Origin of the sequence: Nocardioides sp. Root151, assembly GCF_001427925.1 — a bacterium.
Lineage (GTDB): Bacteria > Actinomycetota > Actinomycetes > Propionibacteriales > Nocardioidaceae > Nocardioides.
The window spans coordinates 564,258-590,093 of the sequence record NZ_LMGG01000004.1; the positions used below are offsets into that span (position 1 = coordinate 564,258).

Consider the following 25,836-nt stretch of genomic DNA (forward strand, 5'->3'; position numbering starts at 1 on the left):
GCATGGACCAGTTCAGTGCCGCCGAGGAAGCCGAGATCGCCCGGCTCACCTCCGCCGACGCCACCGGCGACGAGCGCGCCATCGAGGCCGCGCTGCGCCCCAAGTCTCTCGACGAGGTGATCGGCCAGCAGCGGGTCCGGGAGCAGCTCGGCCTCGTGCTCGACGCCGCCAAGGCGCGCGGACGCGCCCCCGACCACGTGCTCCTCTCCGGTCCTCCCGGGCTCGGCAAGACCACCCTGGCGATGATCATCGCCGCCGAGATGTCGGTGCCGTTGCGGCTGACCAGCGGCCCGGCGATCACCCACGCCGGCGACCTGGCGGCGATCATCTCGGGGCTCAACGAGGGCGACGTGCTGTTCGTCGACGAGATCCACCGCATGTCGCGCGCCGCCGAAGAGATGCTCTACATGGCCATGGAGGATTTCCGGGTCGACGTCATCATCGGCAAGGGACCGGGCGCGACGGCGATCCCGCTCGAGATCCCACCGTTCACCCTGGTCGGCGCCACCACCCGGGCCGGACTGCTGCCCGGCCCGCTGCGCGACCGGTTCGGCTTCACCGCCCACCTCGAGTTCTACGAGCCCGAAGACCTCGACCTGATCGTGCACCGTTCCGCCGGCCTGCTCGACGTACCCCTCACCGAGGAGGGCTCGGCCGAGATCGCCGGCCGCTCCCGGGGCACGCCGCGCATCGCCAACCGGCTGCTGCGACGGGTCCGCGACTATGCCCAGGTGCGCGCCGACGGGGTGGTCACGATCGACGTGGCGCAGCAGGCCCTCGAGCTCTACGAGGTCGACGCCTCCGGGCTCGACCGGCTCGACCGCGGCGTCCTCGACGTGCTCTGCCGGCGGTTCGGCGGGGGACCGGTGGGGCTCTCGACGCTGGCCGTCGCCGTGGGCGAGGAGCGCGAGACCGTCGAAGAGGTGGCCGAGCCGTTCCTGGTGCGCAACGGCCTGCTGGCCCGCACTCCGCGGGGACGAATCGCCACCCCGGCGGCCTGGCAGCACCTCGGACTCACCCCGCCCACTCAGGGGGTCGTGGACTCGACTCTCTTCGAAGACTGATCGCCGGTTAGACTTCGGGCGATCAAGCCCAGACTGTCAACGCCTCGAGAGGTCGGATCCACTTGAAGGACCTGCTGTCCTTGCTGCCCATCATCGGCATCTTCCTGATCTTCTGGTTGCTGGTGATCCGGCCCGCGTCGCGTCGCCAGAAGGAGATGCAGTCCGTCCAGCGCAGCCTGGAGGTCGGTGACGACGTGATCACCAACAGCGGCATCTTCGGAACCATCCGCTCCATCGACGACGACAAGATCGGGCTCGAGGTCGCGACCGGCGTCGTCCTGACGGTCGCGCGTGCGGCCATCGTCGGCCTGCCCCGCGACGACAACGACGACGCTCCCGTCGTCGGGGACGCCGACGACTCGACGGACGACTCCGCCGTGACGGACGAGGCCGACTCGACCGGCGAGGTCGACTCGACCGGCGAGGCCGAGGAGTCCCGCGCCCCCGAGCAGGAGAAGTAGGCCTTGTCGCACCCCGGCGTCGACGTCGCGGAGGCGTTGACCCGCCTGGTCCGTGACGTCCCCGACTATCCCGAGCCCGGCGTCCTGTTCAAGGACATCACTCCGCTGCTCGCCGACCACGCGGCCTTCACCGCGGTGGTCGAGGCCCTCGCCGACGCCGGCCGCGACGACGACGGCAACGTGGTGGTCGACAAGGTGGTCGGCATGGAGGCGCGCGGGTTCATCCTCGCCGCGCCGGTCGCGCTGGCCCTCGGTGTCGGCTTCGTCCCGGTCCGCAAGGCCGGCAAGCTGCCGCGTGAGACCCACGCCGTCTCCTACGCCCTCGAGTACGCCGAGGCGACGCTCGAGGTGCACGCCGACGCGGTCGCCCCCGGTGAACGCGTCCTGCTCGTCGACGACGTGCTGGCCACCGGAGGCACCGTGGCCGCGACCCGCCAGCTGATCGACCAGTGCGGCGGTGTCTCCCACGCCGTCGCCGTACTCCTGGAACTGACTTTCCTGCCCGGACGCGAGACCATCGGCGACCTGCCGCTGCTCGCGCTGGGGCAGGTCTGAACCGCACCCCCACGAAAGACCGAGGAACGCAGCCGTGACGTCTGACCACTTCGCCACCTGGAAGAGCCGTGAGGCCCTCGCCGAAGAGATGATCCCGATGATCGGGCGCCTCTACCGCGAGCGTGACGTGACCGTGCTGGTGCACAGCCGCTCACTGGTCAACAAGTCGGTGATCAGCATCCTCAAGACGCACCGCTACGTGCGCCAGATCGAGGGCCGCGAGCTCGCGATCGAGGACACCTTCCCGATCCTGAAGGCGCTCACCACGCTCGACCTCGGTCCCTGCCGCGTCGACATCGGCCGGCTCGCCGTCTCGTACGCCGAGGACTCCCAGGGCCTCACCGTCGAGGAGTTCACCGCCAAGGCCGTCGAGGGCGCCACCGGCGAGAACAAGCTGGTCCAGGAGGGCCCGCGTGACGTGGTGCTCTACGGCTTCGGTCGGATCGGTCGCCTGCTGGCCCGCCTGCTGGTCGAGAAGTCCGGTTCGGGCAACGGCCTGCGCCTGCGTGCGGTCGTCGTACGCAAGGGCGGCGAGGACGACCTCAAGAAGCGCGCCTCCCTGCTGCGTCGCGACTCGATCCACGGCCAGTTCAACGGGTCGATCCACATCGACGCCGACAACAACACGATCTGCGCCAACGGCAACACCATCAAGGTGATCTACGCCAACGACCCGACGGAGATCGACTACACCGACTACGGCATCGACAACGCCGTCCTCATCGACAACACCGGCAAGTGGCGCGACCGCGAGGGCCTCTCCAAGCACCTGCGCCCCGGCGTCTCGAAGGTCGTGCTCACCGCGCCCGGCAAGGGCGACGTGAAGAACATCGTCCACGGAGTCAACCACCTGACGCTGCGCGAGGACGACAACATCCTGTCCTGCGCCTCCTGCACCACCAACGCCATCGTGCCGGCGCTCAAGGCGGTCAACGACGAGTACGGCGTCGTGCACGGGCACGTCGAGACCGTGCACTCGTTCACCAACGACCAGAACCTGCTCGACAACTACCACAAGGGCAACCGCCGCGGCCGTTCCGCGCCGCTGAACATGGTGCTCACCGAGACCGGTGCCGCCTCGGCCGTGGCGAAGGCGCTGCCCGAGCTGACCGGTCACATCTCCGGCTCCTCGATCCGCGTCCCCACCCCCGACGTGTCGATGGCGATCCTCAACCTGACGATGGACAAGGAGACGACGCGCGAGGAGATGCTCGAGTACCTCCGCCACACGTCGCTGCACTCCACGATGAAGCGGCAGATCGACTTCGTCGCCTCGCCCGACTCGGTGTCCACCGACTTCGTCGGCTCGCGCGCCGCCTGCATCATCGACGCCAACGCGCTGATCGTGAACGGCAAGCACGTGGTGCTCTACGCCTGGTACGACAACGAGTTCGGCTACAGCTGCCAGGTGGTCCGCGTCGTCCAGCACGTCACCGGCGTCGAGTACCCGCTCTTCCCGCAGGACTGACGAGATCATCGACCATCGGCCTCTAGACTGGTCGAATGACTGAGGAGACGCCCGTCGAGCCTGCCGTGCCGACGCGCGCCTCCGAGCCGATCGGGTCCCAGACCGGGCGCCGCATGCGCGCCCGGCTGGCCCGGATCGGGTCCCGCCCGCCGGTCGGGAACCCCGTCCTCGAGCCCCTGTTCCGCTCGGTCAAGGCCAACCACCCGAAGGCCGACCTGGCCCTCCTCGAGCGCGCCTACCTGATCGCCGAGAAGCAGCACGGCACCCAGATGCGCAAGAGCGGTGACCCCTACATCACCCACCCGCTCGCGGTCACCACGATCCTGGCCGACATCGGCATGACCGAGCCGACCCTGGTCGCTGCGCTCCTGCACGACACCGTCGAGGACACGCCGTACAGCCTCGACGAGCTGCGCTCCGACTTCGGCGACGAGGTCGCCCAGCTGGTCGACGGCGTCACCAAGCTCGACAAGGTGCAGTACGGCGACTCCGCGCAGGCCGAGACGATCCGCAAGATGATCGTGGCGATGTCGCGCGACATCCGGGTGCTCGTGATCAAGCTGGCCGACCGGCTGCACAACATGCGGACCCTGCGCTACGTCAAGCAGGAGACCCAGGAGCGCAAGGCCCGCGAGACGCTCGACATCTACGCGCCCCTGGCCCACCGCCTGGGCATGAACACCATCAAGTGGGAGCTCGAGGACCTCGCGTTCGCCACCCTGCACCCCAAGATCTACGACGAGATCGTGCGCATGGTGGCCGAGCGGGCGCCCTCACGCGACCAGTTCCTCGCCGAGGTGATCGCCGGCGTCGAGGAGGACCTGAAGGAGTCCAAGCTCAGCGCGCGGGTCTCCGGACGCCCGAAGCATTACTACTCGATCTACCAGAAGATGATCGTGGGTGGTCGTGACTTCTCCGACATCTACGACCTGGTGGGCATCCGGGTCCTGGTCGACGACGACCGCGACTGCTACACGGCGCTCGGCGCGATCCACTCGCGATGGAACCCTGTGCTGGGGCGGTTCAAGGACTACATCGCGATGCCGAAGTTCAACATGTACCAGTCACTGCACACCACGGTGATCGGTCCGCAGGGCAAGCCGGTCGAGATCCAGATCCGCACGTTCGCGATGCACCGTCGCGCCGAGTACGGCGTCGCGGCGCACTGGAAGTACAAGGAAGACGGCCGCAACGGCGTCGACACCGATCGTCGTGCCGAGGTCGACGACATGACCTGGGTGCGCCAGCTGCTCGACTGGCAGCACGACGTGGAAGACCCGGGGGAGTTCCTGGAGTCCCTGCGCTTCGAGATCAACCGCACCGAGGTCTACGTCTTCACCCCGCGTGGCGACGTGATCGCCCTTCCCGCAGGGGCCACACCGGTTGACTTCGCGTACGCCGTGCACACCGAGGTCGGGCACCACACCATCGGGGCCCGGGTCAACGGCCGGCTGGTGCCTCTGGAGTCGACGCTCGACAACGGCGACGTGATCGAGGTCTTCACCTCCAAGGCGCCCAACGCGGGTCCGTCGCGCGACTGGCTGAACTTCGTGCGCTCGCCCCGGGCGCGTTCCAAGATCCGCCACTGGTTCACCAAGGAGCGGCGCGAGGAGGCGATCGAGCACGGCAAGGAGCAGATCGCCAAGCTGATGCGCAAGGAGGGGCTGCCGCTCAAGAGGCTGCTCTCCCACGAGTCGCTCATGCTGGTCGCGGGCCAGCTGAAGCTCCCCGACGTGACTGCGCTCTACGCTGCCGTGGGCGAGGGCAATCTCGGTGCGCAGACCGTCGTACGCCGGGTCATCGACCTGCACGGCGGCGACCAGGGCGCTGCAGAGGACCTCGCCGAGGGCGTCACGATCACGGGCCGCCGCGGTCGCAGCCGGCTCACCCACGGGACCGACGCGGGCGTCGTGGTCAAGGGCGCCGACGGCCTCTGGGTGAAGCTGGCCAAGTGCTGCACGCCGGTGCCACCCGACGACATCCTCGGCTTCGTGACCAAGGGCGGGGGAGTCTCGGTGCACCGCTCCGACTGCACGAACGCCGCCAGCCTCAAGGCCCAGCCCGAGCGGCTGGTCGAGGTCATCTGGGAGCCGACCACGAAGTCTACGTACCTGGTCAACATCCAGGTCGAGGCGCTCGACCGGGCCCGCCTGCTCTCCGACATCACGATGGCGCTGTCCGACGTGCACGTGAACATCCTCAGCGCCTCGCTGACCACCACCCGCGACCGCGTCGCGAAGAGCAAGTTCTCCTTCGAGATGGCCGATGCCATGCACCTCGACTCGGTGCTGCGCGCCGTCCGCTCGGTGCCGGGAGTCTTCGACGCCTATCGCATCACCCAGTGAGCCGGGCGCACTCGGGCGCGCCGAACCGGCCCTGGGCGCTCGCCTGCCTCGTCGGCTGCCTCGCCTTCTGGGCGTTCGACGCCCTGGCGGTGCTCCTGTCCGCCGACGACTACTCCGCCCGGCGTGACCTGGTCTCGTCCCTGGCCGGCCGGGGCTCGTCCGTCGGCTGGCTCGGCGAGCTGGCGATCGCGGCGTACGTCGTGGGGCACACCTCGGCGTGCGTGCTGATGCTGCGCGCGTGGCGCACCAAGGTGGCCGGTGCGTTCGTCGGGCAGGGCGCCTTCCTGATGGCCGGCATCCTGCTCTTCCGCGGCAACTGCCCGCAGGGCGAGGCCGGGTGCGGTCGCGGCGCGAACCACGTGGTCGACCTCGGCACCACCTTGCACTCGGTCTTCGGCAACCTCTACCTCTGGACCATGCTGATCGGCCTGCTGGTCGCCTCGGTCTCGGCCATCTGGGAGCACGGCGTGCATCGGCTCACCGCCCTGCTGGCGATCCCCACCTGGCTGCTCTCGACGTACGCCGCCAGCCGCTGGCTCGCGCAGGGCGGGCACTCCGACGGCCTGTGGGAGCGGGTCTGGCTCGGCTCGCACGCGGCCTGGTTCGTGGTCATCGCCGTCGTGGTGCTGGCACGCCGTCGTACAGACGCCCACGCCCCCGCCTGACGTCCTGCGGCCCGGCCGCCGGAGCGACCTCGACGCAGGACGTCGCGCGAGAGGCCAGTCAGCCGGAGAAGTCCTGGGCGGCCTTGCGGGCCATGTCGAGGAACGCCCGCCGTGAGGCGAGGTTCTCCTCGAGGTCCTTGACCAGCTTGTCGTTCCCGTCGGAGCGTGCCTTGTCGAGGTCGGCGGAGATCTCGTCGATCGCGGACTCGAGCTTGCCGATCATGTCGTCGGCGCGCGCCGACTTCTCGGGGTCGGACTTCTTCCACTGCTCGTCCTCGACGCCGCGGATCGCCGTCTCGACCTTGCGGATACGGGCCTCGAGCGGCTTGATCTTGTCGCGGGGCACCTTGCCCGCGGCGTCCCACTTGTCGGCGATGTCGCGGAAGGCGCGCTTGGCGGCCTCGACGTCGGTGACCGGCAGCAGGGCCTCGGCCTCGACGAGCAGGGCCTCCTTGACCTCGGCGTTGGCGGCGAACTCCATGTCGAGCTCGGCGTTGGCGGCGTCGCGGGCACCGAAGAAGGCGTCCTGGGCGCCGCGGAAGCGCTTCCAGAGCGCCTCGTCGACGTCGCGGGGCGCCGGGCCGGCGGCCTTCCAGTCACGCATCAGGTCGCGGAACCTGCCGGCGGTCGGGCCCCACTCGGTGGAGTCGGCCAAGGACTCGGCCTCGGTGGCGAGCTTCTCCTTGACCCCACGGGCGGCGTCACGCTTCTCGTGCTGCTCGGCGAAGTGGGACTTGCGGCGACGGGTGTACGCCGTACGCGCGGACGAGAAACGGCGCCAGAGGCTGTCGTCGGTGGAGCGGTCGAGGCGGGGGAGTGCCTTCCACTCCTCCAGGAGGTCGCGGAGCCGGTTGGCGCCGTTGCGCCAGTCGTTGGACTCGGCGAGCTTCTCAGCCTCGGCGACGATGGCGTCCTTGCGTTCCTTCGACTCGGCCACCTTGGCCGCACGCTCGGCCTTGCGGGCCTCGCGCTGGGAGGCGATCACCGGGCCCAGGCTGTCGAGCCGGGCGGCGAGGGAGTCGAGGTCACCGACCGCATGGGCGTCGGCCACCTGGGCTCGCACCGTCTTCACCGAGCCCGCGGCCTCGTCGGGCGACATCGCACCCCCGCGCACCCGCTTCTCGAGGAGTTCGACCTCGAAGGCCAGTGCGTCGAACCGGTCGGTGAAGAACTTCAGGGCCTCCTCCGGTGTGCCCTCCGGGTACTGCCCGACGGACCTTTCACCCTCGGACGTACGGACGAATACGGTGCCGTCGTCGGCTACCCGACCCCATGGTGACTCCTGCTGCGCGCTCATGGTCGCCCATCGTAGTCAAAGCTCCGGGGGGCATCGGTAGGCTGACACCCACATTGCCACCGGATCGTGACTCCCGGACGGCTCCTCATCCCCAGCAACGAAGGAATCCTGACGTGTTCATTGCCGGCTTCCCCGCTGGCCAGCTGGCTGCGAACTGCTACTTCGTCGGTGCCGAGGCCGGCGGCGAGTGCGTGATCATCGACCCGGGCCAGGACTCCGCCGAGGGCGTCGACCGACTCGTCGAGGAGCACTCCCTCAAGCCCGCCGCTGTCCTGGTCACCCACGGTCACTTCGACCACATGTGGCAGGCGCAGGTCGTGGCCGACAAGTACGACGCCCCGCTGTGGATCGGCGCCGCGGACCGCCACCTGCTCAAGGACCCGATGGCGGCCATCTCGGGCCAGTCCGCGGCGATGCTGCGTGCCCAGTTCGGCATGAACGACCTGCCCGACTTCCGCGAGCCGGGCAAGGTCCACGAGGCGGTCGAGGGGTCGGTCATCGAGATCGAGGGACTCACCGTCGTGGTCGACCACGCTCCCGGCCACACCCCGGGCACCGTGCTCTACCGCATGGAGTACGCCGGTCCCGAGGACATCTCCCAGGTGATGTTCTCGGGCGACTTCCTCTTCCAAGGGTCGATCGGACGCACCGACCTCGTGGGCGGCGACCACTCCGAGATGCTCGAGAGCCTGCGCAGCAAGGTGTTGCCGCTCGCGGACAACATCGTGGTGCTGCCGGGCCACGGCGAGCAGACCTCCATCGGTCGCGAGCGCGCCACCAACCCCTTCCTCCTCGAGCTGCAGGACGACGCATGAGCCGCACCACTCCCAAGCCGATGAGCGGCTTCCCCGAGTTCCTCCCGGCGCAGCGCGAGGTCGAGCGCCAGGTCATCGACACCCTGTCGCGCACCTTCGAGCTGCACGGGTTCGCCAACGTCGAGACGCGGGCCGTCGAGCCGATGGACCAGCTGCTCCGCAAGGGCGACACCTCCAAGGAGGTCTACGTCCTGCGTCGGCTCAACGAGGAGTCCGACGAGGGACATGCCGGCATCGGCCTGCACTTCGACCTGACCGTGCCGTTCGCGCGCTACGTGCTCGAGAACGCCGGCAAGCTCGAGTTCCCCTTCCGTCGCTACCAGATCCAGAAGGTCTGGCGCGGGGAGCGTCCCCAGGACGGCCGCTTCCGCGAGTTCGTCCAGGCCGACATCGACGTCGTCGGACAGGGCGAGCTGCCGTTCCACCACGACGTCGAGGTGACCCGGGTGATGCTGCAGGCCCTCGGGCGGCTCGCCGACCCGGGCTCCATCGGCCTGCCCGGGTTCACGCTGCAGGTCAACAACCGCAAGCTGATCCAGGGTTTCTACCAGGGGCTCGGCATCACCGACGTCGACGAGGCCATGCGCCTCATCGACAAGCTCGACAAGATGCCGGCCGACGTGATCGGCAAGCTCCTGCGTGACGAGGCCGGCCTGACCGACGAACAGGCCGACCAGTGCCTGGCCCTGGCCGCGATCAGCTCTGACGACGACTCGTTCGTCGGGCAGGTGCGTGCTCTCGGCGTCAGCAACGACCTGCTCGACGAGGGGCTGGCCGAGCTGGCCGAGCTGGTCCGGGCCTGCGCCGGGGTGGCCACCGACCGCGTGCGCATCCGGGCCGAGCTCAAGATCGCCCGCGGTCTCGACTACTACACCGGCACCGTCTTCGAGACCCGTCTCGACGGCTACGAGAACCTCGGCTCGATCTGCTCCGGCGGGCGCTACGACTCGCTGGCCAGTGACGGGCGTACGACGTACCCGGGCGTCGGCATCTCCCTCGGCGTGAGCCGGGTGCTGGTGCCCCTGGTCAACAAGGGCCTCGTGGTCGCCGACCGCTCGGTGCCCAGCGTCGTCCTGGTCGCACTGCCCGACGAAGAGTCGCGCGCGGCGAGCGACGCGATCGCCGACCAGCTGCGCGCCAACGACGTCCCCTGCGAGGTCGCGGCCAGTCCGCAGAAGTTCGGCAAGCAGATCAGGTACGCCGAGCGCCGTGGCATCCCCTACGTCTGGTTCACCGACCGCGAGGGCGGCCACCAGGTCAAGGACATCCGGTCCGGCGACCAGGTGCCGGCGGACCCGTCGACCTGGGTCCCGCCGACAAACGATTTGAAGCCGACGATCGTCCACACCGACAATCAGTAGAGCAACACCCATCAACCACGCGTGGTTCGACGGTCGCAGAACGACCTCCTCGACCACCGGCCAATTTTCAGACAACCCGAGGAGCATCACCCGTGATCCGCACCCATGACGCCGGCGCACTGCGCGCCGAGCACGTCGGCCAGACCGTCACCCTCGCTGGTTGGGTGGCCCGGCGACGCGATCACGGGGGCGTGGCCTTCATCGACCTGCGTGAGGCCAGCGGCGTCGTCCAGGTGGTGATCCGCGACGAAGAGGTGGCGCACAGCCTGCGCAGCGAGTTCTGCCTCAAGGTGACCGGTGAGGTGGTGGCCCGCAAGGAGGGCAACCAGAACCCCAACCTCGCCACCGGCGAGATCGAGGTCGTGGTGAGTGACCTCGAGGTGCTCAGCGCCGCCGCACCCCTGCCGTTCCCGATCGACGACGCCGGCTCCAGCAAGGGCGGCGACGTGGGGGAGGAGGCGCGCCTCAAGCACCGCTACCTCGACCTGCGCCGCAGCGGCCCGGCGGCCGCGCTTCGCCTGCGCAGCAAGGTGAACAAGGCTGCCCGCGACGTCCTCGACAACCACGAGTTCGTCGAGATCGAGACCCCCACGCTGACCCGGTCGACGCCCGAGGGCGCCCGCGACTTCCTGGTGCCGGCCCGCCTCCGTCCGGGCAGCTGGTACGCCCTGCCGCAGAGCCCGCAGCTGTTCAAGCAGCTGCTGATGGTGGCCGGCATGGAGCGCTACTACCAGATCGCCCGCTGCTACCGCGACGAGGACTTCCGCGCCGACCGCCAGCCCGAGTTCACCCAGCTCGACATCGAGATGAGCTTCGTCGACCAGGACGACGTGATCGCCCTGATGGAAGACATCCTCGCCGCGATGTGGGGACTCATCGGCCAGGAGATCCCGCGACCCATCCCGCGCATGACCTACGCCGAGGCGATGGCGAAGTACGGCTCCGACAAGCCCGACCTGCGCATGGGCAACGAGCTGGTGGAGTGCACCGACTACTTCAAGGACACCCCGTTCCGGGTGTTCCAGGCCGACTACGTCGGCGCGGTGGTCATGCCCGGCGGCGCGAGCCAGCCCCGCAAGCAGCTCGACGCCTGGCAGGAGTGGGCCAAGCAGCGCGGCGCCAAGGGCCTTGCCTACCTCCTGATCAAGGAGGACGGCGAGATCACCGGCCCGGTGGCCAAGAACATCTCCGACGCCGAGCGCGAGGGCATCGCCGCCCACGTGGGCGCCAGTCCGGGGGACTGCGTCTTCTTCGCCGCCGGGGCGGCCAAGCCGAGCCGGGCACTGCTCGGCGCGGCGCGTCTCGAGATCGGCCGCCGGTGCGACCTGATCGACGAGGACGCCTTCGCGTTCACCTGGGTGATCGACGCCCCGCTGTTCGAGCCGAGCTCCGACGCCGTCGCCAGTGGTGACGTCGCGGTGGGGGCCGGCGCCTGGACGGCCGTGCACCACGCGTTCACCAGCCCCAAGGACGAGTTCCTCGACACCTTCGACACCGACCCCGGCCCGGCCCTGGCCTACGCCTACGACATCGTGTGCAACGGCAACGAGCTCGGTGGCGGCTCGATCCGAATCCACCGTGGTGACATCCAGAAGCGCGTCTTCAAGGTGATGGGCATCGACGAGGACGAGGCCCAGGAGAAGTTCGGCTTCCTGCTCGACGCGTTCAAGTACGGCGCACCGCCGCACGGCGGAATCGCTGTCGGCATGGACCGCATCGTGGCGCTCCTCGCGGGCACCGACTCGATCCGCGACGTCATCGCGTTCCCGAAGTCCGGCGGCGGTTTCGACCCGCTCACCGAGGCCCCGGCACCCATCACCGCGGAGCAGCGCAAGGAAGCCGGCGTGGACGCCAAGCCCGTGAAGGATGTCCCGGCCGACGCCTGATCGGCGTGAAGCCGTCCGGCCCACGGGCCGGACGGCAGCAGTGGTTCTCGAGACCAGATCGTTACCGCTCAGTGACCACCGTCACCCCCTGAGTCCCTTAAAGTTGCGGACGCGGTGCCACCCGGCGCCGCAGATCCCGACTGGGTGACAGGCGGTTTCGGTGTGAAGGGAACGGTATGACTCTGCCGGTGGCGGAACTCTCCACGGAGAACCCGATTGGCCCGGTGGGCGAAGGTGAACGCAAGAAGATCGCCGGACGTTCCCCCACACGCATTGCGATCGATCGACTGCGCAAGGACCCGATCGCCGTCGTCTGCTTCGCGTTCGTCCTGCTGTTCGTGATCATCGCGGTCTTCGCCGGCACGATCTGCGACCTGCTCGGTGTCTCGACCGAGACCGTGCGGGCCAGCACCCGCATCGACCTCGTCACGCTGATGCCGTTGAAGGGCCCGCCCAACCACGGCTTCGACCCGGAGCACCCCTTCGGCGTCGCTCCCGGTTCGGGCACCGACAACCTCGCCGTCTGGATCGAGGGTTGCCGCACGTCGATGTACCTCGCGTCCGTCTCGGCGATCCTCTCCACGATCATCGGCGTGACCCTGGGCCTGCTGGCCGGATTCCTCGGCGGCATCTTCGACACGGTCATCTCGTTCATGACCGACCTGTTCCTCTGCTTCCCCTTCCTCCTGGCCGCCCTCGCGGTCGCACCGATCATCAACGAGCGCTTCGCCACCGACACGGCGAAGCTCAAGTTCGTCAGCTTCTACGCGCTGGTGGCGATCCTGGTGTTCTTCGGCTGGATGGGCGTGGCCCGACTCGTGCGCGGCGAGGTGCTCTCCCTGCGCGAACGCGAGTTCGTCAAGGCGGCGCGCGTGATCGGTGTGCCCACGCACCGCATCCTCATCCGCGAGATGCTGCCGAACCTGATCGCCCCGATCGTGGTCTCGTTCTCCCTCGGACTGCCGGCGTACGTCTCCGCCGAAGCCGGGCTGTCGTTCCTCGGTATCGGCGTCTTCGGGCGCGAGTCGTGGGGCCGCTCGATCGCGGCAGCCACGAAGTACTGGGAGGAATACCCCCTGTTCCTGCTCGAACCCGTGATCGGGATCGCCGTCCTGGTGGTTGCCCTCAACCTCCTCGGTGACGCGATCCGTGACGCGTTCGACCCGAAGACACGACGCTGAGTCGTGAAGACGTCGGCCACGCCCAAGCGTGCCAACGAAACAAACAGAGAGAGGCTGGACAGATGAAGCGCAATAAGGCGTTGTTCGCCGGCGTGAGCGCGATGACCCTCGTGCTCGGGCTTGCCGCCTGTGGCGGCAGTGACGATGAAGGAGGCAACGATTCCTTCAACGAGGGAGGTACGGCGGCCGGTGGCAAGAACGCCTCGGCAGTCGGCCCCGCTCCTGCTCTCGAGGGCGCCAAGCCCGGTGGCGAGATGACCGTCCTCGCTCCGGACCCGGACGACGGCCCCACCAGCCTTGACCCTGCAGGCCTGTGGTCGGTGACCGACAACGGCATCGCCCAGGACCTCCTGTTCCGGTCGTTGACCACGTTCCGCCAGAACGGCAAGGGCGGCTACGAGCTCGTTCCCGACCTCGCCACCGACCTGGGCACGCCCAGCGAGGACTTCAAGACCTGGACGTTCACGCTCAAGGACGGCATCAAGTGGGAGAACGGCAAGCCCGTCACCGCTGAGGAGGTCGCCTTCGGCATCAAGCGCTCCTTCGACGGCGACACCTTCGCCACCGGCCCCGGCACGTCCTACTCCAAGCCCTTCTTCGAGGGTGGCGAGGACTACAACGGCCCCTACGCCAAGGGTGCCCCGGCTGACTTCCCGGGCGTCGAGGTCGACGGCAACAAGATCGTCCTGCACATGGCCAAGCCGTTCCCCGAGATGGACTTCTACTCCATCTTCCCGGCCATCGGTCCCGTCCCGCTCGACGCGCCGGCCGCCGACTACGGCCTCAAGCCGCTGTCCACCGGCCCGTACAAGATCGAGAAGTACACCCCCAACCAGGAGCTCGTCCTGGTCAAGAACGAGAACTGGGACGCCAAGACTGACCCGGCCCGTCGCCAGCTGCTCGACAAGTACACCTTCAAGTTCGGTGTCGACCCGACGGTCGCCGGCAAGACGGTGCTCAGCGACTCCGGCAAGAACACCGTCGTGACCGCACTCGAGTCGCCGACGTACAGCCAGGCACGCAAGGACGGCAAGGAAGCGCAGACCCCGATCGGTCCGCAGCCCTGCACCAGCTTCGTGATGCCGAACTACACGAAGGTCAAGGAGCTCGAGGTCCGTCAGGCCCTCGCCTACGCCTACGACTACGAGAACGTCTGGGCCGCCGGTGGCGAGATCCCGGGTGTCACCCGCGCCAACGGTGTCAGCAACCCCGACCTCGGCTTCAACCTGCTGCCCCCCGGCATGGTCGGTCGCAAGGTCTGGAACGGCCCCGAGGGCCAGCCGGCCATCACGTTCGACCCGGCCGAGTCGAAGAAGCTCCTCAAGGAAGCCGGCTACGAGCCCGGCCAGTACGAAGTCTCCTTCGTCTACGACGCCACCACCCCGCAGGGTGAGGCCGCCGCCGAGCAGCGCAAGAACGGCTACGAGGAGTCCGGCTTCAAGGTGAAGATGTACCCCTACACCGCCGGCAGCCTCTACGACGTCTGGACCAACCCGGACAGCAAGCTGTACAAGAAGATCAACCTGCTCGGTACGGCCTGGTGCCAGGACTGGCCGTCGTCGGCGACGTTCCTCCCGCCGATCGTCAAGACGGGTGCCGCCTACAACACGGGCGCGTTCTCGGAGAAGGCGATCGACGACCAGATGGACGCCATCAGCGCGATGCCCCAGGACGAGCAGGCAGCGGCATGGGGTGAGCTCGAGCAGAAGGTCATGAACGAGTACCAGCCCGTGATCAACACCGGCTTCTACAACACCATCTACGGCGTCGGAAGCAGCGTTGCTGGCTTCAACAACGACATCTCCGTCGGTGGAGCGCCGGACTACCGCACGATGTCCATCAAGTGAGTGCATTCGCACTGATCTGATCGTGCACTGAAAACGCACAACCCTCCGGGCCGGGCGAGGCACGCCTCGTCCGGCCCGGAGGCCGCGATCACTTCCTGAGAGGCCCCCGCATGTTCTCGTTCCTGGTCAAGCGTCTCCTGTCTGGAGCGATGATCGTGGTTCTTGTCTCGATGATGGTGTTCCTGCTGTTCTTCTACGGTCCGAAGAGCCCTGCCCTGGAGCTGTGCCGTCGCGACACCCACGGTCGATGTGGTGAGACCTCCCCACGGCTCGAGCAGTACGAAGAGCGGCTGGGCTACAACAACCCCGTCTACTCCGAGTACGGCAAGTGGGCCAAGGGACTCGTCCAGGACCGCACCATCTACATCGGTTCGACCGGCTACAAGTGCGAGGCGCCGTGCCTGGGCCTCTCCTACCGCGACCGGACCCTGGTCACCGACCAGCTCAAGGAGAGATTCCCGATCACCCTGAGCCTGGCCGTCGGGGCCTCCTTGCTCTATCTGATGATCGGCGTGCCCATCGGCGTGCTGGCCGCCAGACGAAGAGGCAGCTTCGCCGACAAGGCGCTGGTCTCTTCCACCCTCGTCTTCAGCTCCATCCCGTACTACCTGGTCGCGCTGCTGAGCATGCTGCTGCTGACCTTGAGTACGCACGTGTTCCCGACCGTCGCCTACCACCCGTTCCTCGACAACCCGTTCAAGTGGTTCTCAGGATTCCTGCTCGTGTGGCTGGTGATGGGCCTCTACGGCGCCACCGCCTACACCCGATATTCGCGCGGGTCGATGGTCGAAGTGCTCAACGAGGACTACGTCCGCACCGCGAAGGCCAAGGGGCTCAAGGACCGCGTCGTGGTCATCCGACATGCCCTGCGCTCCGCGCTGGTGCCGGTGGTGACCATCTTCGGCCTCGACGTGGCCTTCCTCCTGTCGGGCACCGTCTTCACCGAGCAGATCTTCGACCTCGACGGCATCGGCAAGTGGGGCCTCGAGGCGACCTACATCAAGGACCTTCCCGTCGTGCAGGCGACGGCACTGGTCCTCGCCGTGGCCGTGGTCATGGCCAACATCATCGTCGACATCGTCTATAGCGTGCTTGACCCGAGAGTGAGGCTTTCATGAGCGGCGACCCGTACCTGGAGGTGACCGACCTGAGTGTCCGGTTCCCGACCAGCGACGGACTCGTGCAGGCAGTCAACGGACTGACCTACAGCGTCGAACTGGGCAAGACCCTCGGCATCGTGGGGGAGTCGGGTTCGGGCAAGTCGGTCTCCAGCATGGCTGTGCTGGGCCTGCACGACCCCAAGGCCGCACGCATCGAGGGCTCGATCAAGGTCGGCGGCACCGAGGTGGTCGGCCTGGCCGAGGACAAGATGCGGAGCCTGCGTGGCAACAGCGTCGCGATGATCTTCCAGGACGCGCTGGCCGCACTGCACCCGTTCTACAAGATCGGCGCGCAGCTCGGTGAGGCCTACCAGGTGCACCACCCCAAGGCCAGCAAGAAGGAGGCCCGCAAGCGCTCGATCGAGATGCTCGAGCGCGTCGGCATCCCGCAGCCGGACCGTCGCGTCGACGACTACCCCCACCAGTTCTCCGGTGGCATGAGGCAGCGCGCCATGATCGCGATGGGCCTGATCAACGACCCCTCGCTGCTGATCGCGGACGAGCCCACCACGGCTCTCGACGTCACGGTGCAGGCGCAGATCCTCGACCTGCTCCAGGACCTCCAGAGGGAGTTCAACTCCGCGATCGTGATCATCACCCACGACCTCGGTGTCGTCGCCGAGATGGCCGACGACGTGCTCGTGATGTACGGCGGCCGCTGTGTCGAGTACGGCGCGTGCAAGGAGATCCTGACCCACCCGGAGATGCCCTACACGTGGGGCCTGCTCTCCAGCGTCCCTGACGTGACCGGTGACCCCAACGCCCGCATGATCCCGATCCCCGGCAACCCGCCGAGCCTGCTCGACCCGCCGCCCGGATGCGCGTTCCACCCGCGTTGCGTGCACAGCTCCAAGGTGCCCGGTGACCTGTGCGCGACGACCCTGCCCGAGCTGACCGTGGGTGCCCGCCAGGGTCACCTGAAGCGGTGCCACCTGGTCGACTCGGAGACCATCTACGCCACCGAGGTCCTTCCCGAAGTGGCCCCCGACCTCGCCATCCACCTCGCTGAGGAGAACCGATGACGCCCGAGCTGCCGGCCGACGACCTCACGCAAAGCCCGGCGGGCACCGTGTCCTTCGAGAGCATCGTCGGACACGCCCACGCGGCCGCCACGCTCGACCCGACCGCCGAGCCTGTGCTGACGATGGACAACGTGCGGATGTACTTCCCGATCCGCAGCTCGCTGATGCGGCGCACGGTCGGGCACGTGCAGGCCGTCGACGGTGTGTCGTTCCAGGTGCCCAAGGGCGGATCCCTCGGCCTGGTGGGTGAGTCGGGCTGCGGCAAGTCGACGACCGGCCAGCTGATCACCCGGCTCTACAAGCCGACCGGTGGCACGATGATGTTCGAGGGCCACGACCTGGCGCAGATGTCCAACCGGCAGATGAAGCCGCTGCGCAAGGACATCCAGATGATCTTCCAGGACCCCTACACGTCGCTGAACCCGCGGCACACGGTCGGCTCGATCATCGGCTCACCGCTCGCGGTGCACAACGTGGTGCCGAAGAAGAAGATCCTCTCCCGGGTCCAGGAGCTCCTCGAGGTCGTGGGCCTCAACCCCGAGCACTACAACCGCTACCCCAACGAGTTCTCCGGTGGCCAGCGCCAGCGTGTCGGCATCGCCCGGGCGCTGGCCCTGCAGCCGAAGCTGATGGTGGCCGACGAGCCGGTCTCCGCGCTCGACGTGTCGATCCAGGCACAGGTGATCAACCTCCTGCAGGACCTGCAGAAGGAATTCGACATCGCGTTCCTGTTCATCGCCCACGACCTGGCCGTCGTACGCCACTTCTGTCCCGAGGTGGCGGTGATGTACCTCGGCAAGATCGTGGAGATCGCCGACCGTGACACGCTCTACTCGCGCTCGCACCACCCCTACACGCAGGCCCTGCTCTCCGCCGTGCCCGACGTGAAGCAGGCGGCCATCGGTGGTCGCCGCGAGCGCATCATGCTCGAGGGTGACGTGCCCAGCCCGATCAACCCGCCCTCGGGTTGCCGGTTCCGCACCCGCTGCCCGTTGGCCCGTGAGATCTGCGCGAAGGTCGAGCCGCCGATGCTGCAGGTCGGTCCGCGGCACAAGGTGGCCTGCCACTTCGCCGGCGAGCTGGGCAACCACCCGCACGACCCGGTGACCGCGCGCATGCTCGGCGTCGACAACGAAGGCAGCCCCGACCCCGGTGCCAGTCCCTCCGACATCGGCAACGAGCCCGGCTTCTCCGACGTGTGGTTCGACCTCAAGGAACGCCGCACCGTCAAGCCGTGACCCCGCGAACGTAGGGTGGCGGGTGTGGATGGTCTGTTCGAGGTCGATGCTCCCGCCGGTACGCCGGCCAGGGCCGGCGCAGGTGCACAGGGCAAGGGATCGCTGACCGGCAACACGCACGCGTCAGCGCCCCTTGCCGTGCGCATGCGCCCGCGCACGCTCGACGAGCTGGTCGGGCAGCAGCAGCTGCGGGCCGAGGGTTCGCCGCTGCGGCAGCTGATCGAGGGTGACCGGTCGATGTCCCTGCTGCTGTGGGGACCGCCCGGCACCGGCAAGACGACGATCGCCTCGATCCTCTCCCAGCAGACCGACCGGCAGTTCGTGGAGGTCTCGGCGGTGGCCGCCGGCGTCAAGGAGGTGCGGGCGGCCATCGACATGGCCCGCTCCGACCTCGTGCGCAGCGGCCGCGAGACCGTCCTCTTCGTCGACGAGGTTCACCGTTTCACCAAGGCCCAGCAGGACGCCCTGCTCCCGGGCGTCGAGAACCGTTGGGTGACCCTGGTCGCCGCGACCACCGAGAACCCCTTCTTCTCGGTGATCTCGCCGCTGCTCTCCCGTTCGCTCCTGCTGCGGCTCGAGTCGTTGACCGACGACGACGTGCGCGAGGTCATGCGGCAGGCCCTGGTCGACGAGCGTGGACTCGCGGGTGAGGTCACGGTCGACGACGACGCCCTGGAGCACCTGGTCCGGTTGGCCGGGGGAGACGCCCGCCGTTCCCTGACCTACCTCGAGGCCGCGGCCGGAGCCGCCGAGGCGAAGGGCTCGACGACGGTCGACCTGGCCGCCGCGGAGACCGCGGTCGACCAGGCCGCGGTCCGCTACGACCGGCAGGGCGACCAGCACTACGACGTCATCTCGGCGTTCATCAAGTCGATCCGTGGCTCCGACGCGGACGCCGCACTGCACTACCTGGCCCGCATGATGGAGGCCGGCGAGGACCCGCGGTTCATCGCCCGCAGGTTGGTGATCCTGGCCAGCGAGGACATCGGCCTCGCCGATCCGACGGCGTTGACCACCGCCGTGGCGGCCGCCCAGGCGGTGCAGCTGATCGGCATGCCCGAGGCGCGCCTCAACCTCGCCCAGGCGGTGATCGCCCTGGCCGTCGCGCCGAAGTCGAACGCGGTGATCAAGGCGATCGACGCGGCCAGTGCCGACGTACGCGCGGGCAAGATCGGCCAGGTGCCACCGCACCTGCGCGACGGCCACTACGCCGGCTCCGAGAAGATCGGCCATGGCCGCGGCGCCCCACAGCCGTACAAGTACTCCCACGACGAGCCGTTCGGGATCGCCGAGCAGCAGTACGCGCCCGACGAGATCGGCGACGCGGCCTACTACCGACCCACCAGCCTGGGTGCCGAAGCGACGATCAAGGAGCGCTGGGAACGTGTGCGCAAGCTGATCCGTGGTGCGCGATAGGGTCGGGCACCATGACCAGTGCCGACCTCCTTCTGCCCGTCGTGCTGGGCGCGGTCGTGCTCGTGCTGCTGGCCTGCCTGGCGCTAGCCGTCCTCGCCTTGCGCCGCGAGCGGGTCGGCGCCCGCGCCGAGCTCGAGGCCACACGAGCCGAGGCCGCCCAGTTGCGTGAGCGCGTCGACGCGCTGGCCCGTTCGGTGCAGCCCCGTCACGCCCCCGACGAGTTCGTGATCACCGCCCTCGGCGACCCCACAGCCTCTGACGAACCCGCTCCCGAACCCCAGCGCATCGAGGGCCGGCTCTTCGCCGACCTCGTCCTGCGCGAGTCGGTGGTCAAGGCGGCCGCACTCACCCATGGCGTACGCCGCGCCCTGGCCCCCGAGTCCCGCAACCGGATCCGCTTCCAGATGAAGCAGGAGATCAAGCGCTCCCGCAAGCAGCGCCGCATCGACATCCGCGACGTACGCCGGGAGATGGCGGCCCGGCAACGCTCGCAAGAAGGCGCAGCATGACCAGGAGGCTCGGATGAGCCGCACGCTGTGGTTCGCGGCCGGTGCCGGGGCGACGGTCTACGCGATGAACCGGGCCCGCCGACTGCGCGAGTCCTTCACCGTCGACGGCCTGCGCGACCGGGCCAGCAGCCTCGCGGTGGGTGTCCGCATGTTCCGCGACGAGGTGGCGCAGGGGCGTCACGACAAGGAAACCGAGTTGCGCGAGCGACTCGGACTGGTCCCTGATGGAACCCCGGCCCTCGGCGCCGGGCCCAGCGCGGCCACCGAACCACCTAGCCTCACTCACCACGAACGCTCGGGCACGAACCAGGAAGGCACGAACTGATGGACACCGCGGAGATCCGACGGCGGTTCTTGACCCACTTCGAGAACGCCGGGCACACGGCCGTGCCGTCGGCCTCGCTCCTGGCCGACGACCCGAACCTGCTCTTCGTCCCCGCAGGCATGGTGCCGTTCAAGCCCTACTTCCTGGGCCAGGAGACGCCGCCGTACGCGACGGCCACCAGCGTGCAGAAGTGCGTGCGCACGCCCGACATCGAAGACGTCGGCAAGACCACCCGCCACGGCACGTTCTTCGAGATGTGCGGCAACTTCTCGTTCGGCGACTACTTCAAGGAGCGGGCCATCGAGCTCGCCTGGGAGCTGGTCACCAAGCCGCAGTCCGAGGGCGGCTGGGGCTTCCCCGAGGACAAGCTCTACCCGAGCGTGTACGTCGACGACGCCGAGGCGGTCGCGCTCTGGAAGAAGATCACCGGCCTGCCCGACGACCGCATCGCGCGGCTCGGCAAGTCCGAGAACTACTGGTCGATGGGCGTGCCCGGCCCCGGTGGCCCGTGCTCGGAGATCCTGATCGACCGCGGTCCGGCGTACGGCGCGGACGGCGACTTCTCCGCCGAGGACCGCTACCTCGAGTTCTGGAACCTGGTCTTCATGCAGGACGAGCTGAGCGCGGTCCGCAGCAAGGAGGACTTCGACATCGCCGGCCCGCTGCCGAAGAAGAACATCGACACCGGCATGGGCCTCGAGCGGGTCGCGTTCATGACCCAGGGCGTCGAGAACATGTACGAGATCGACGTGATGTTCCCGGTCATCGAGCGGGCGATGGAGCTGACCGGCAAGAAGTACGGCGCCAACCACGAGGACGACGTGCGCTTCCGGGTGGTCGCCGACCACGTGCGCAGCTCGATGATGCTGATCGGTGACGGCGTGACGCCCGGCAACGAGGCCCGCGGCTACGTGCTGCGTCGCCTGCTGCGTCGCGCGGTCCGCTCGGTGCGCCTGCTCGGCTACGAGGACCCGGCGCTGCCCGAGCTGATGCCGATCAGCCGCGACAAGATGGGCGAGACCTACACCGAGCTGATCTCCGACTGGGAGCGCATCTCGCGGGTCGCGTACGCCGAGGAGGAGGCGTTCCGCAAGACGCTCCAGTCCGGCACGCAGATCTTCGACCTGGCCGCGACCGACGTGAAGAAGTCCGGCGGCTCGAAGCTGTCGGGTGACCAGGCGTTCGCGCTGCACGACACCTACGGCTTCCCGATCGACCTCACCCTCGAGATGGCGTCCGAAGCCGGGCTCACCGTCGACCACGACGGGTTCCGCAAGCTGATGACCGAGCAGCGCGAGCGGGCCAAGGCCGACGCGCGCTCCAAGAAGGGGCAGCACGCCGACACCGGGGTCTACCGCGGCATCCTCGACGCCAACGGTCCGACCGAGTGGCTGGCCTACGAGACCCTCGAGACCGAGTCGTCCGCTCTGGCCGTGCTCCGGGAAGGACAGCCCGTCCCCGCACTGGGCAACGGCGAGATCGGCGAGATCGTGCTCGACCGCACGCCGTTCTACGCCGAGTCCGGTGGCCAGGCCGCCGACGCCGGCATCATCGAGTTCGACGGTGGACGGCTCGAGGTCGTCGACGTCCAGCGTCCCGTGCGTGGCCTGGTGGTGCACCAGGTGCGGGTCATCGACGGTGAGTTCCACCCCGGCTCGCAGCTGCATGCGCAGGTCGACCCCGACTGGCGGCTCGGTGCCCGGCAGGCGCACTCGGGCACCCACGTGGTGCACGCGGCGCTGCGTGAGGTGCTCGGCCCCACGGCGCTGCAGTCCGGTTCCTACAACCGGCCCGGCTACCTGCGCCTCGACTTCGGCTGGACCCAGGCCCTGACTCCCGAGCAGTACGCCGACCTCGAGCAGGTCGCGAACAACGCGTTGCGTGCCGACCTCGCCGTCGGCTGGGACTACATGACCCTGCCGGAGGCCAAGGACTGGGGCGCCATCGCGCTCTTCGGCGAGACCTACGACAACACCAAGGTGCGGGTCGTCGAGATCGGCGGCCCCTGGTCGCGCGAGCTCTGCGGTGGCACGCACGTCGACCACTCGTCGCAGATCGGCACGATCGTGCTGACCGGTGAGGCATCGGTCGGCTCCGGCAACCGGCGCATCGAGGCGCTGACCGGCGTCGAGGGCTTCGCCTACCTCGCGCGCGAGCGCGACGTGGTGGCGCAGCTGACCGGGCTGCTCAAGACCCAGCCCGACGACCTGGTCGGGCGCGTCGGAGACCTCGTCGAGCGCCTGCGCACCGCGGAGAAGGAGATCGAGAAGGTCCGGGTCGGCCAGCTGCTGGCTGCCGCGGGAGAGCTCGCCGCCGGGGCCACGGTCGTCGACGGCGTGCACCTCGTGGCGCACCGCGCCGACGGTGCCGGCGGTGGCGACGTACGCACCCTGGCGCTCGACATCCGCGGCCGCCTGCCGCAGGGCCAGCCCGGTGCGGTGGTGGTCATCGGCGCCGCCGACGGCAAGGTGGCCGCGGTCGCCGCCGTCAACGACGAGGGCCGCGCGCGGGGGCTGAGTGCCAACGCGCTGATCCGTGCGATCGGTCCGTTGCTCGGTGGCAAGGGAGGTGGCAAGGACGACGTCGCGCAGGGCGGCGGCACCGACGCCACCCGGATCGACGAGGCACTGGCCCTGGTCGAGTCCGAGGTGCACCGGGCCGTCGGCCAGGCGTGATGCGCAACGGCGTACGCCTCGGCCTCGACCCCGGAGACGCCCGGATCGGTGTGGCCCGCAGCGACCCCAGCGGCTTCCTGGCGACACCCGTCGAGACGGTGCAGCGTGGCGAGGGCGACCTCGCCCGGTTGTGCCAGATCGTCGACGAGGAGAACGCGTTCGAGATCATCGTCGGTCTGCCCCGTTCGCTCTCGGGTGCCGAGGGGCCGGCCGCGGCCAAGGCCCGGGAATTCGCCGGCCAACTGGCGCGGCTGGTTGCCCCGATGCCAGTGAGGCTCTTTGATGAACGCTTGACGACCGTCACCGCGGAGTCGATGCTTCGGGAACGCGGGAAGAAGGGCGCCAAGAGAAGAGCGGTGGTCGACCAGGCCGCCGCAGTCGTGATCCTCCAGCACGCGCTGGACGCGGAGCGTGCTCGGGGGAGCGCGCCGGGAGAAGTGGTCACGGTGCCACCGACAGAGGGGTTGGACCAGCAGTGACCGAGCAGCAAGGCGAGCATCAGCCCTCCCACGAGGGGATCGACCAGCTCGGGCTCCGGCACGACCCCGACGACGAGGCTGCGCATGACGAGGAGCCCGTACGCCGGGCGCCGGTCTCGCGGCGCGGCAAGCGGCGGCGTGGCCCGTTCGGCTGTCTCATCGCGCTCGTGGTGGTCGGCCTGATCGCCGCGGGCCTGGCCCTGCTCGGCGTGAAGGGCATCGACTGGGTCAAGGACCAGTTCGGGGAGGGTGAGGACTACTCGGGCCCTGGCACCGGGGAGGTCTCGATCATCGTCGAGAGCGGAGACACCGCGACCGACATCGGGCGCACCCTCAAGGACGCCGACGTGGTCGCCTCCGTCGAGGCCTTCACGAAGGCCGCCAGCGCACGCGCCGACGAGGCGGCTCGCATCCAGCCCGGCTCCTACACGTTGAAGCAGAAGATGAAGGCGTCCGACGCCCTCACCGTCCTGATCGACCCGAAGAACCGGGTCCAGAACCGGGTGACGATCCCCGAGGGGCTACGCGTCGTCGACATCGTCGCGTTGCTGAGCAAGAACACTGACTTCAACAAGAGGCAGTTCAACCGGGCGCTGGCCAAGCCCGCGGCGCTCGGCCTGCCGGCGTACGCCAAGGGCAACCCGGAGGGCTACCTCTTCCCGGCCACCTACGAGTTCGGCCCGAAGGCGAAGCCGGTCGAGATGCTGCGCGCCATGGTCGACCGCTGGCGACAGGCCGCGGACGACGCCGGCCTCGAGGAGTCGGCCCAGGCCCTGGGCTACACGCCGCACGAGATCATGACGGTCGCCGCGCTGGTCGAGGCCGAGGGGCGTGGCAAGGACATGCCGAAGATCGCCCGGGTCATCTACAACCGTCTCGAGAACCCCGGCACCGCGGGCACCATCGGGCGGCTCGAGATCGATGCCACGGTCAACTACGCACTCGGGCGCAACCTGGGTGTCGGAATCACCACCGAGGACATCGACTCGGTCGCCGGCTCGCCGTACAACACGCGGCGTCAGACGGGTCTGCCGCCGGGGCCGATCGAGGCTCCGGGTGACGACGCGATCCGCGCGGCGCTAAAGCCGGCCGAGGGCGACTGGTACTACTACGTGACGGTCGACCTCAAGACCGGCGAGACGAAGTTCGCGTCGACGTACGACGAGTTCCTGCGCTACAAGGCGGAGTTCCGCGAATACTGCACGACCTCGGACGCCTGTTGATGGGACCGCGTTGTGGGGTCCTCGGGGACCCGATCGCGCACTCGCTCTCGCCGGTGCTGCACCGGGCGGGCTACGCCGCGTGCGGCCTCGACGACTGGTCCTACGACGCACACCGGGTCGACGAGGCCTCGTTGCCGGAGTTCCTCGCGGGGCTTGACCATTCGTGGCGCGGGCTGTCGCTGACCATGCCGCTCAAGCGCGCGGTGCTGCCGCTGGCCGACGAGGTCAGTGACCGGGTGCGGGTGGCGCACGCAGCCAACACACTGGTGTTCCGCGACGGGCGGGCGTCCGCGCACAACACCGACATCCCCGGGGCGATCGCCGCACTCCGCGAGCAGTACGCCGGAGCGGTGTCGCGCGCGACGATCCTGGGCGGGGGAGCCACGGCCACCTCGCTGGGCATGGCGCTGGTCGAGCTGGGTGCCACCCACATCGACGTGCTGGTGCGCTCCGCGGACCGTGCCGCCGAGACCCTCGAGGTGCTGAGCTCGCTGCCCTCGTCCCCGCAGGTGGAGATGGGGGACCTCGCCACCGCGGCAGTCACGGGTGACGTGGTCGCCTCGACCATCCCGGCCGGGGCCCAGACCGTCGACCTGGTGCGCCGTTGCGACGGTGTGCCCGTCGTCTTCGAGGCGTTGTACGACCCGTGGCCGACTCCGCTGGCGAGTGCGGCCGCCGACCGGCCGCTGGTCGGCGGGCTCGACCTGCTCGTGCACCAGGCAGCCCTGCAGTTCGAGATGTTCACCGGGCAGTCGGTGGCGGTGGAGGTCATGCGCACGGCAGGGCTCGCGGCACTGGAGCAGTCAGACTAGGTCGTGTTGCCGGAGGAGGCCGGGTGCCAACC

22 protein-coding genes are annotated in these 25,836 nt (G+C 68.9%); 21 read left to right on the forward strand and 1 reads right to left on the reverse strand.

The window, feature by feature from the left end; translation table 11 throughout:
- Positions 1-2: 2 nt before the first annotated feature.
- From ruvB to ASD66_RS11250, 6 genes are all read left to right on the forward strand, one after another.
- On the forward strand, positions 3-1,064 hold the full coding sequence (ruvB, locus tag ASD66_RS11225; protein WP_056677424.1) for a Holliday junction branch migration DNA helicase RuvB: 1,062 nt from the start codon (positions 3-5) through the stop codon (positions 1,062-1,064).
- Between the two features lie 62 nt (positions 1,065-1,126).
- The gene (gene yajC, locus ASD66_RS11230) at positions 1,127-1,525 is read left to right on the forward strand and encodes a preprotein translocase subunit YajC (protein ID WP_056677427.1); all 399 of its coding nucleotides are present in this window, start codon (positions 1,127-1,129) and stop codon (positions 1,523-1,525) included.
- 3 nt (positions 1,526-1,528) lie between these two features.
- Positions 1,529-2,080, forward strand: coding sequence for an adenine phosphoribosyltransferase (locus ASD66_RS11235; protein ID WP_056677429.1), 552 nt, complete (start codon positions 1,529-1,531; stop codon positions 2,078-2,080).
- Between the two features lie 34 nt (positions 2,081-2,114).
- On the forward strand, positions 2,115-3,548 hold the full coding sequence (locus ASD66_RS11240) for a glyceraldehyde-3-phosphate dehydrogenase (protein WP_082563546.1): 1,434 nt from the start codon (positions 2,115-2,117) through the stop codon (positions 3,546-3,548).
- Between the two features lie 113 nt (positions 3,549-3,661).
- On the forward strand, positions 3,662-5,893 hold the full coding sequence (locus ASD66_RS11245) for a RelA/SpoT family protein (RefSeq protein ID WP_056679283.1): 2,232 nt from the start codon (positions 3,662-3,664) through the stop codon (positions 5,891-5,893).
- Positions 5,890-6,558 carry a DUF998 domain-containing protein gene (locus ASD66_RS11250; protein ID WP_056677432.1) on the forward strand — a complete coding sequence of 223 codons (669 nt, stop codon included), beginning with the start codon at positions 5,890-5,892 and terminating at the stop codon, positions 6,556-6,558. Before ASD66_RS11245 ends, ASD66_RS11250 begins: the two co-directional genes overlap by 4 nt.
- Before the next feature lie 58 nt (positions 6,559-6,616).
- Here the strand turns inward: ASD66_RS11250 and ASD66_RS11255 are convergent, their stop codons facing one another.
- Positions 6,617-7,855: a DUF349 domain-containing protein gene (locus ASD66_RS11255; RefSeq protein ID WP_056677435.1), complete on the reverse strand. Its 1,239-nt coding sequence runs from the start codon at positions 7,853-7,855 to the stop codon at positions 6,617-6,619.
- Between the two features lie 113 nt (positions 7,856-7,968).
- On the opposite strand from ASD66_RS11255, the gene ASD66_RS11260 reads away from it, so the two are divergent.
- The 15 genes from ASD66_RS11260 to ASD66_RS11330 all read left to right on the forward strand — a co-directional run bounded on the left by ASD66_RS11260 (position 7,969) and on the right by ASD66_RS11330 (position 25,804).
- Positions 7,969-8,670, forward strand: coding sequence for an MBL fold metallo-hydrolase (locus tag ASD66_RS11260; protein ID WP_056677440.1), 702 nt, complete (start codon positions 7,969-7,971; stop codon positions 8,668-8,670).
- Positions 8,667-10,031 (forward strand): histidine--tRNA ligase, encoded by a 1,365-nt coding sequence (gene hisS / locus ASD66_RS11265; RefSeq protein ID WP_056677443.1) that lies wholly within the window; start codon positions 8,667-8,669, stop codon positions 10,029-10,031. Before ASD66_RS11260 ends, hisS begins: the two co-directional genes overlap by 4 nt.
- Positions 10,032-10,123: 92 nt before the next feature.
- Positions 10,124-11,917, forward strand: coding sequence for an aspartate--tRNA ligase (aspS, locus tag ASD66_RS11270; protein ID WP_056677445.1), 1,794 nt, complete (start codon positions 10,124-10,126; stop codon positions 11,915-11,917).
- Positions 11,918-12,093: 176 nt separating this feature from the next.
- Complete coding sequence (locus tag ASD66_RS11275) at positions 12,094-13,098, forward strand: ABC transporter permease (RefSeq protein ID WP_056677447.1); 1,005 nt, start codon at positions 12,094-12,096, stop codon at positions 13,096-13,098.
- A 62-nt stretch (positions 13,099-13,160) separates the two neighbouring features.
- A complete protein-coding gene (locus ASD66_RS11280; RefSeq protein WP_082563548.1) occupies positions 13,161-14,945 on the forward strand; it encodes an ABC transporter substrate-binding protein in 1,785 nt (594 codons plus the stop codon).
- Between the two features lie 110 nt (positions 14,946-15,055).
- A complete protein-coding gene (locus tag ASD66_RS11285) occupies positions 15,056-16,063 on the forward strand; it encodes an ABC transporter permease (protein WP_056677452.1) in 1,008 nt (335 codons plus the stop codon).
- Entirely contained in the window at positions 16,060-17,127 is a 1,068-nt protein-coding gene (locus ASD66_RS11290) for an ABC transporter ATP-binding protein (protein WP_056677454.1), read from the forward strand. The genes ASD66_RS11285 and ASD66_RS11290 overlap by 4 nt, the downstream gene beginning before the upstream one ends.
- On the forward strand, positions 17,124-18,365 hold the full coding sequence (locus ASD66_RS11295; RefSeq protein WP_082563549.1) for a dipeptide ABC transporter ATP-binding protein: 1,242 nt from the start codon (positions 17,124-17,126) through the stop codon (positions 18,363-18,365). Before ASD66_RS11290 ends, ASD66_RS11295 begins: the two co-directional genes overlap by 4 nt.
- A 24-nt stretch (positions 18,366-18,389) precedes the next feature.
- A complete protein-coding gene (locus ASD66_RS11300; RefSeq protein WP_056677458.1) occupies positions 18,390-19,781 on the forward strand; it encodes a replication-associated recombination protein A in 1,392 nt (463 codons plus the stop codon).
- Between the two features lie 11 nt (positions 19,782-19,792).
- The gene (locus ASD66_RS11305; RefSeq protein ID WP_056677461.1) at positions 19,793-20,290 is read left to right on the forward strand and encodes a hypothetical protein; all 498 of its coding nucleotides are present in this window, start codon (positions 19,793-19,795) and stop codon (positions 20,288-20,290) included.
- Between the two features lie 13 nt (positions 20,291-20,303).
- Positions 20,304-20,615, forward strand: a complete 312-nt coding sequence (locus ASD66_RS11310; protein ID WP_056677464.1) for a DUF6167 family protein — start codon at positions 20,304-20,306, stop codon at positions 20,613-20,615.
- Complete coding sequence (gene alaS / locus ASD66_RS11315; RefSeq protein ID WP_056890983.1) at positions 20,615-23,290, forward strand: alanine--tRNA ligase; 2,676 nt, start codon at positions 20,615-20,617, stop codon at positions 23,288-23,290. The genes ASD66_RS11310 and alaS overlap by 1 nt, the downstream gene beginning before the upstream one ends.
- On the forward strand, positions 23,290-23,769 hold the full coding sequence (gene ruvX / locus ASD66_RS11320; protein ID WP_056890984.1) for a Holliday junction resolvase RuvX: 480 nt from the start codon (positions 23,290-23,292) through the stop codon (positions 23,767-23,769). The genes alaS and ruvX overlap by 1 nt, the downstream gene beginning before the upstream one ends.
- Complete coding sequence (gene mltG / locus ASD66_RS11325; protein WP_235530054.1) at positions 23,766-24,992, forward strand: endolytic transglycosylase MltG; 1,227 nt, start codon at positions 23,766-23,768, stop codon at positions 24,990-24,992. The genes ruvX and mltG overlap by 4 nt, the downstream gene beginning before the upstream one ends.
- Positions 24,992-25,804, forward strand: a complete 813-nt coding sequence (locus ASD66_RS11330; RefSeq protein ID WP_056890985.1) for a shikimate dehydrogenase — start codon at positions 24,992-24,994, stop codon at positions 25,802-25,804. The genes mltG and ASD66_RS11330 overlap by 1 nt, the downstream gene beginning before the upstream one ends.
- The last annotated feature ends 32 nt before the right edge of the window (positions 25,805-25,836 follow it).